Annotated in this window: 7 protein-coding genes; 3 read left to right on the forward strand and 4 right to left on the reverse strand. The window is 53.0% G+C overall.

Annotated elements, in window-relative coordinates; translation table 11 throughout:
* Positions 1-567 (forward strand): sugar O-acetyltransferase, encoded by a 567-nt coding sequence (locus CSQ88_RS23585; RefSeq protein ID WP_099398441.1) that lies wholly within the window; start codon positions 1-3, stop codon positions 565-567.
* Positions 564-1,529, forward strand: coding sequence for a hypothetical protein (locus tag CSQ88_RS12590; protein WP_099398442.1), 966 nt, complete (start codon positions 564-566; stop codon positions 1,527-1,529). The genes CSQ88_RS23585 and CSQ88_RS12590 overlap by 4 nt, the downstream gene beginning before the upstream one ends.
* Positions 1,530-1,591: 62 nt before the next feature.
* Here CSQ88_RS12590 and CSQ88_RS12595 read toward each other — a convergent pair whose 3' ends face one another.
* Positions 1,592-2,509, reverse strand: coding sequence for a LysR family transcriptional regulator (locus CSQ88_RS12595; RefSeq protein WP_099398443.1), 918 nt, complete (start codon positions 2,507-2,509; stop codon positions 1,592-1,594).
* A 131-nt stretch (positions 2,510-2,640) separates the two neighbouring features.
* On the opposite strand from CSQ88_RS12595, the gene CSQ88_RS12600 reads away from it, so the two are divergent.
* The gene (locus tag CSQ88_RS12600; RefSeq protein WP_099398444.1) at positions 2,641-3,243 is read left to right on the forward strand and encodes a short chain dehydrogenase; all 603 of its coding nucleotides are present in this window, start codon (positions 2,641-2,643) and stop codon (positions 3,241-3,243) included.
* A gap of 523 nt (positions 3,244-3,766) precedes the next feature.
* Here the strand turns inward: CSQ88_RS12600 and CSQ88_RS12605 are convergent.
* The 3 genes from CSQ88_RS12605 to CSQ88_RS12615 form a co-directional block, all read right to left on the reverse strand.
* Positions 3,767-4,477 (reverse strand): SDR family NAD(P)-dependent oxidoreductase, encoded by a 711-nt coding sequence (locus CSQ88_RS12605; RefSeq protein ID WP_099398445.1) that lies wholly within the window; start codon positions 4,475-4,477, stop codon positions 3,767-3,769.
* Between the two features lie 70 nt (positions 4,478-4,547).
* Positions 4,548-6,497, reverse strand: coding sequence for a hypothetical protein (locus CSQ88_RS12610; RefSeq protein ID WP_099398446.1), 1,950 nt, complete (start codon positions 6,495-6,497; stop codon positions 4,548-4,550).
* A gap of 211 nt (positions 6,498-6,708) precedes the next feature.
* The coding region (locus CSQ88_RS12615; RefSeq protein ID WP_143449393.1) for an IS3 family transposase at positions 6,709-6,799 on the reverse strand (91 nt) is incomplete at its 5' end.

The raw sequence follows: 6,799 nt of genomic DNA on the forward strand, positions 1-6,799 counted from the left end.
ATGCCTGAAACGATTTACTATCATTTTAGCGACTTAGAAAACACCGACCCGGCCCCATTTATTGCTGAACAAATACATCTTAAGCAATTTAACAACAGCACGCCTGATGAGCGCCGTGAGCTGATCCCGGCGCTTTTTGCAAAAGCAAAAGATGTGAATATATATCCGCCGCTGTATTTATCACGCGGCTGGGAAGTTGAACTAGGCCGCAAAGTAATGATCAATCTGGGGGTCAGTATTTTAGGTGGCGCCCCCATTACGATAGGGGAGCACAGCTTAATCGGCCCTCATGTTCAGATTATCAGCGTTAACCACCCAGTCGATCCCACCGAACGCCAAAGATATGCCTTTACAGCAAAGCCCGTCAGCATTGGCGCTAATGTCTGGATAGGCGCAGGGGCTATTATTTGCCCCGGTGTCAGCATTGGTGATCACAGCGTGGTGGGGGCAGGAGCCGTAGTAACTCGTGATGTGCCACGCTGCACTTTTGTAGCCGGGAACCCTGCCCGTGAAATCCGCAAGCTGGAAGAGCCCGACCTCAGTACACTTTATTTGGATAGCCCATGAAACTCTGGAATGCGCTCCGCGCTGTTTTTACCCGTGAACCCGCTGCGCCTGCCTGTGATCCGGCCCTGCTGACGGCATTAGCAGACAGCGCCAATCCGCGCATTAAACTCGCCAGCCGTTATCTGGCACGCCTGCAAAATGCCTATGCAATTGCCCACTCATGGAGCGGGCGCATCGTGATGCAATTGCCCGCGCCGGTAGAGCTGTCCAGCCACAGCTGGAACCAGGAAGCGCATACCCATGCGGCTTTTGGTACAGCAGAAAGCGTGCAGGAAACCATCAGCCATTCCGAAGAAGTCAGAAACTGGTTTGCGCAAAACCCGCTGGCCGATCACGCTTACGCTGTTCTGATTATGCAAAGCCAGTTACAGCAACGCTATGGCATGGAAGTCTGCGGCGACAACATCAGGCAGGATGTGGCCCAGCAAGTACTTGTTTGCCGTGGCCAGCAAATCAGCCAGGTAGCGGGCAGCATGACGGATTTACAAGAAAAACTCATCAGCCGCCTGCTCAGGCTGCTGGCCAGCCACGCAGCATGGCATATCGAAGCCAGAGAGCAATTTAAACGCCAGCTGGAAACCGAGCTGAATGAAGTACGCATGAGCTGGCGTTATTGCAAACCCACCGAGCCGCGCTATGCCGCACTCACACAAGAAGTAGAAAAACTATCTGCAGAATTTAACGCCTGCCGCAGCGCACTGGAGCCAGATGCCCTGCTCGCCCTGCTGGAAACTTCGCTGACCGATGCCAGCAGCCATCTTAAGCTGGAAATCCAGTCCTTAAAGCTCGATAAAATGGGCGTACAAAGCCAGGCAGAAGATGCCGCAGAAATCACACTCTGCCATGTATTGGCAGAGCGCGGCCAGTGGCTGGACCGCTGCATCCTGCCGGTTAAAATCTTACGCAGCGATGTAATCCAGCCCAAAGACTTCAGCCAGCGGCTGGATGAGGTGCTGTTTTAAGCAGCAGCCTCTAAAGCCAAATCTGAACACAGAGCAAAACAACAGACCTTGCGCTTTGCCGCTCAATGCGTTGCCTGCTTATTGTTTGCAAACCAATCAGTGAGAAAATCGATCAGCACCCGCAGCTTGGCGGGCTGGGGCAGGCGTTGTGGGTAAACCAGATACAGTGATTGGGTGGGCAGGCTAAATTCGGGCAGCAACTGCTGCAACTGCCCGCTGGCTAAATCACCGGCGATTAAGTAATAAGGCAAGCACACTGCCCCCGCGCCATCTAAAGCCAGATTTCTGAGCAAGCCATAATCGCTGATTCTTAACTCCGCCCTGATATCCACCGCGTGTAATTCCTTGCCCCGGTTAAATACCCAGTGGCAAGGATCGCGAAAATGGCAGTTAGCAAGGCAGGGCCAGGCCAGCAAATCAGCCGGTGACGCCAGCGCTGGCGAGCGGGCAATACAAGCCGGGGAGGCAACAAGGCAAAGCTGCGCCGATACCAGGGGCTTAGACACCAGCCGCTCATGGCCCAAATAGCCGGATCGCACCGCCAGATCATAGCCATCGGCCTCTAAATCCCGCGGCTCGCGGCTGACATCCAGCTCGACTTCCAGCATCGGATATTGCTCGCGCAGCGCCATTAAAATCTGCGACATAAACACCCCGCCAAAACTGGTTGGCACGGTGATACGCAATAAGCCTGCCACCTCTTCACGTAAAACCTGCACGGCCTGCTGAGCGGCCGAAACCTGCGCTTGCCACGATTGGCAATGTGCCAGATAAACCTTGCCCGCCTCGGTGAGATTGAGTTTGCGGGTAGTGCGAAAGAATAGCGCTACTTTCAGCAGATTTTCCAGTTGCGATACCTGCTTGCTGGCATAGGATTTAGAACAGCCCAAAATTTCTGCCGCCAGCGTAAAGCTGCCTTGCTCTGCCACACAGGCAAAGGTATTGGCCCAAATGACTTGCTGACTGATTGTTTCCATCATGGCAACACTCGTTTGATTATTGGGCTAATTATCATCGAAAAAAGATTGTTTATGCTAGTCGTTGTACACAATCAACGCTAATCAAAGGCACAGGGCCTGTTTAGCAAACCCAACTTCAGAGAGAGAAAACTATGAAAATCCTCGTTATCGGTGCCAATGGCACAATCGGCAAAGCTGTTGTTGCAGAACTGGCAGCACGCCATGAAATCATCACCGCCGGCAGAAGCAGCGGCGAATACAGAGTTGATCTGAAAGACGCAGCCAGCATTACGGCTCTGTTTAAAGAAGTTGGTAAGGTAGATGCGGTGATCTCCGCAGCAGGGAATGTACATTTTGCCCCGCTGGCCGAATTTAGCGCCGACCATTACGCAATCGGCATCAACGATAAACTGATGGGGCAAGTGAACTTGGCGCTGGCCGCGCAAAGCGCATTAAATGACGGTGGCTCGATCACCTTAACCAGCGGTATTTTAAGCAGCGATCCGATTCGCTTTGGCAGCAGCGCCAGCATGGTCAACGCCGCCATCGACGGCTTTGTCCGCGCCGCCGCCATCGAATTACCACGCGGCCTGCGCATCAACAGCATCAGCCCAACAGTATTACAAGAAGCCCTTGAAAGCTACGGGCCCTACTTCCGCGGCTTTGACGCCGTACCCGCCGCAAAAGTAGCGCTGGCCTACAGCAAAAGCGTAGAAGGCGCACAGACCGGGCAGGTTTATTCGGTGAATAACTGACAAAAGTTGTAGGGTGGGCACACCGCTGTGCCCACACCACCAATTGCGTATGGCGGGTGAAGTATGGTCTTTATTAGTTTTTGAGGCATCAATCTGGCGTGGTTCACCCCATGTTCGCTAACTAAAATACAAAAAGATCTTTTTAGTGCCTTCGGCACGTTGATTTAGGTGCGGGCGTCCCGCTGGACCTTCCTTTCTTGTGTGGCCAAGAAAGGAAGCGAAGCCACAACCCCAAAAGCACGAAGGCCCCTGCTGCGGTCCAATCGAGTCGGCGGCGGGCGGGATTGGCTCGCTGCCTCGCTGCCTCGCTCCCAAGCGATCCCCCGCCCCGCTTGTTCCTCACTCCGGCGTGTTTCAAGGGGAGATTTAAGCCCCGTGCTACCAGCTGCGATACGAACTCTGATTGTTGGGTTTTGAAATACTAAAAACCTACAAAACAACTAAATACAAACCTTGTTTTTCTCCGTGAAACTCCGTGTTCTCTGCGTCCTCCGTGGTCCAAGATTTGGGTTTCCGTTCCCATTCACACCTCTTCCACACTATATCGCTCGCCGCCCTGAATCTCAGAAGCCACCAGCCTTGCAACAGCCGCGGCCACATCTTCTGGCTGGCGTAATAAGCCCTGCTCTTTGCGGGCAATAAAGCGGTCTACATCGGGAAATTCCTCTGTGGTGCGCGAGCGTATTTCGGCTTGCATGGCGGTATCCATCACGCCGGGGTCAAAATTAATACAGAGCACCGGGTGCGCCGCCGTGCTCTGCTCTGCCGCCAGCGCACGGATAAAGTGCTCTAGCCCTGCTTTGCTGGCGCAATATAAAGACCAGCTGCCATAGCCACGAATCGCTGCACCAGATGAAACCTGCAGCACGGTTTTACGTGCAGGCAGATCGCCAAAATGGCGGATAAACGCAGCAATAATGCGGATCGCTGCATTGAAATTCACACTCAGATTAGTGGCAATCGCCTCATCACTGAGCGTGGCAACCGGGGCCAACGGGCTGAGCATGCCGGCATTATTGATCAGCAGCACTTCTTCCCAATCCTGGCTGGCCAGCTGAGCAAAATGCCCGTCAACCAGACTGGCCGCATTGCCTGCCGCCAGATCAACACTGATATGCCCTGCCAGCTGGCCACTGCGCGAAAACTCACACACCTGCCAGCCCTTAGCCTGATACAAGCGGACCAGCGCAGCGCCCAAGCCAGCAGATCCGCCGGTGATACAGAGTAATTTCATGTTTGTCCTTTGGGTCTGTTGAAAATAATGCAGCCCCGCACTTCATGCAGTACGGGTGAAACCCGCGTATTTATTGAATATTGCTGGAGGGTTTCTCCCGCCAGTCAGGGCGGGATGTTTGAAATAATTCATCACTTACCCTTCTGCATTCAAGCGGGCCAATTTCCTGCCCGGCCTGAACAATCAGCGGTGCTTTTACACTGACTGCCGTATAGATTCCTTTGGCGGCTTGTCTGGCTTCAATCACCGTTTCACCTGCTTTTAGCATCGTAACCCAGCCGGTTTTTTCATCCACAGAGGCAACATCTGGCGTGCTGCTGTAATAGCTAATCACCCCTTTGCTATTGCTGGCAGGCGCTGGGATATAAAACGGCTCGTCATCCAGGGTTTTGTTTGTCATCGTCAGCGCAGCCAGATCTGGCATAGGCAAAACGGCCTGTTGCTGAGGGCTGAACACAACATCATCTGCATTTAAAGCATCAAGCTGGGGCCGTGACAGCGAGCCCAGCTGCTCAGGGCTCATGGCGATCAGGCGCTGGGGTGGCAGAGCGGCCAGTTGTGGCGGGCTCAATACCGGCAGTAATTTTAATGCCGCCAGCTGGGCTTCTGTCATTGCCGCAATCACTGCAGGGGGTAAAGAGAGCAGTTGCTCCGCATTAAACAGCGCCAGCTCGGCCACGGGCATACGGGCAAACTGTGCTGGCGATACATTCTGCAGGCCTAAAAGCGTAGGGAAATTTAAACGTTTCACCGAAACCAGCTTAGCATCCCCTCCCAGCTCGGCGGCGGCTTTGCTTATTTCCACCTCAATTTGCAGTATCGCGCCATCACTTTGCTGCACATCCAGAATATAGCTGCCTGCTTGCTGAAAGCGTGTCAGCATCGCCCTGATTGTGCCTGCCTCGAGCACAAATAACTCCGCGCCACGCTCGCGAATCACGGCTTTGTCTGCGCTTTGCAGTGCAATAATCGCCTTTACGGGCTGCAGCAGCAAAATAGTCTGGCGGTTGCTGATATCAATGCTCACCCCACCGTTATCCGCGTTTTTCTCAGGCACAACGCCGCTCAGGCCACTGTAAACCAGTGCCGATTTGGGGGATGGCCGCTGAATGGCCTCGCTTAAAACAGGAGTATAGGATTTGGAAGCAAGCAGATACTGCGCGCAACTCCGGCTTTTCATACCGCCCCCATACAGGGGAATCGCGTAGCGCAGCACAACATTGCCCTGGGCGTAATCCTGCTCCAGAGTACGGGTAGCCGTCAGGCTCCATTCATCCTTGGCAATCCCCAAGTTATACAGACGGCTGGATTCGCTGCCGTTATAGCCCCCGCTGAGGCGCATGCAGTTGGCAAAATACTGGCTGTATTGCACTAATGATTGCCGCTCTTTTTCCCCCCACTGCGCCCCTGCTACATCCTGAGCACGCTGATAGCCCAGGCCAAAATCAAGCTTGGAAAAATAACTGGGTGCAAGGCTGATATTGTAAACAGCACCCTGACGCCGGGTGCTGGACATACGCGGATCAAAATACAGCTCGCTGCTGCTCTCCTGTGCAAGGCCTTTGTTTTTCAGGCTTGGGTCGGCGGCATAAACCGTGACCCCCAGCTCCGATAAAACACGGCCCCTGTCCCAGCTCTTTTTTAGATTTAACAGATAATTATTCTGCCGCATCTCCAGCTCATCACTGCCATATGTAAACTGAAATTGCTTCTGTGCCTGCTGCTGCCCTGCAGAAAGCCTTAAACGCAAATGATCCGGCGTGCTGAAAACACCGGTGAGCAGTGCCTCCTGAAAGCCCTCACTCACCGCCAGATTAGCGCCCAAAGCAAAATAATCGCTCAGCGCAAATCCCGCATCCAGATTCAAAGCCGTTTGATTCGATTCCGAATAAGCAATGCTTGCAGTAAGACGCTCAGTTGCCGTCTTAAATCCCAGGCTTGCCCCATCCGTTCCCCAATTAATTTTGCCCAAGCCACTATCCTGAGCGTCGGGTAAATCAGGCAAATTTGCGGCGTGCAAAGCCGTACAGCTTAGAAAATTAAGGAGAATTATTTTTTTATACGATAAGAACGAAGTCACATGCTTCCAGAATCAGTCTGCAGAAAGACAATCTATGAATCTAATGAAAGCCTTCCTCAATGTCTTGGTAAAAATACGGTCATCTTGCCCCTCTTCAATAAAAAAGCCCCCGTAAAATGAACTGACCCCAATTAGTTGGACAGTATAAAAGCTAGGCGCTCAAGGGCTGGGTTCTGTATTGCACAGGACTCAGCCCTTTTAACTTCAGTTTGATTCGGTCGTGGTTATAGTAATGGATGTAA

Source organism: Iodobacter sp. BJB302 (genome assembly GCF_002735645.1).
Classification (GTDB): domain Bacteria; phylum Pseudomonadota; class Gammaproteobacteria; order Burkholderiales; family Chitinibacteraceae; genus Iodobacter.

Coding starts and splice junctions, on each gene's coding strand:
- CSQ88_RS23585 (WP_099398441.1), top strand. CDS start 1: ATGCCTGAAACGATTTACTATCATTTTAGCGACTTAGAAAACACCGAC.
- CSQ88_RS12590 (WP_099398442.1), top strand. CDS start 564: ATGAAACTCTGGAATGCGCTCCGCGCTGTTTTTACCCGTGAACCCGCT.
- CSQ88_RS12595 (WP_099398443.1), bottom strand. CDS start 2,509: ATGATGGAAACAATCAGTCAGCAAGTCATTTGGGCCAATACCTTTGCC.
- CSQ88_RS12600 (WP_099398444.1), top strand. CDS start 2,641: ATGAAAATCCTCGTTATCGGTGCCAATGGCACAATCGGCAAAGCTGTT.
- CSQ88_RS12605 (WP_099398445.1), bottom strand. CDS start 4,477: ATGAAATTACTCTGTATCACCGGCGGATCTGCTGGCTTGGGCGCTGCG.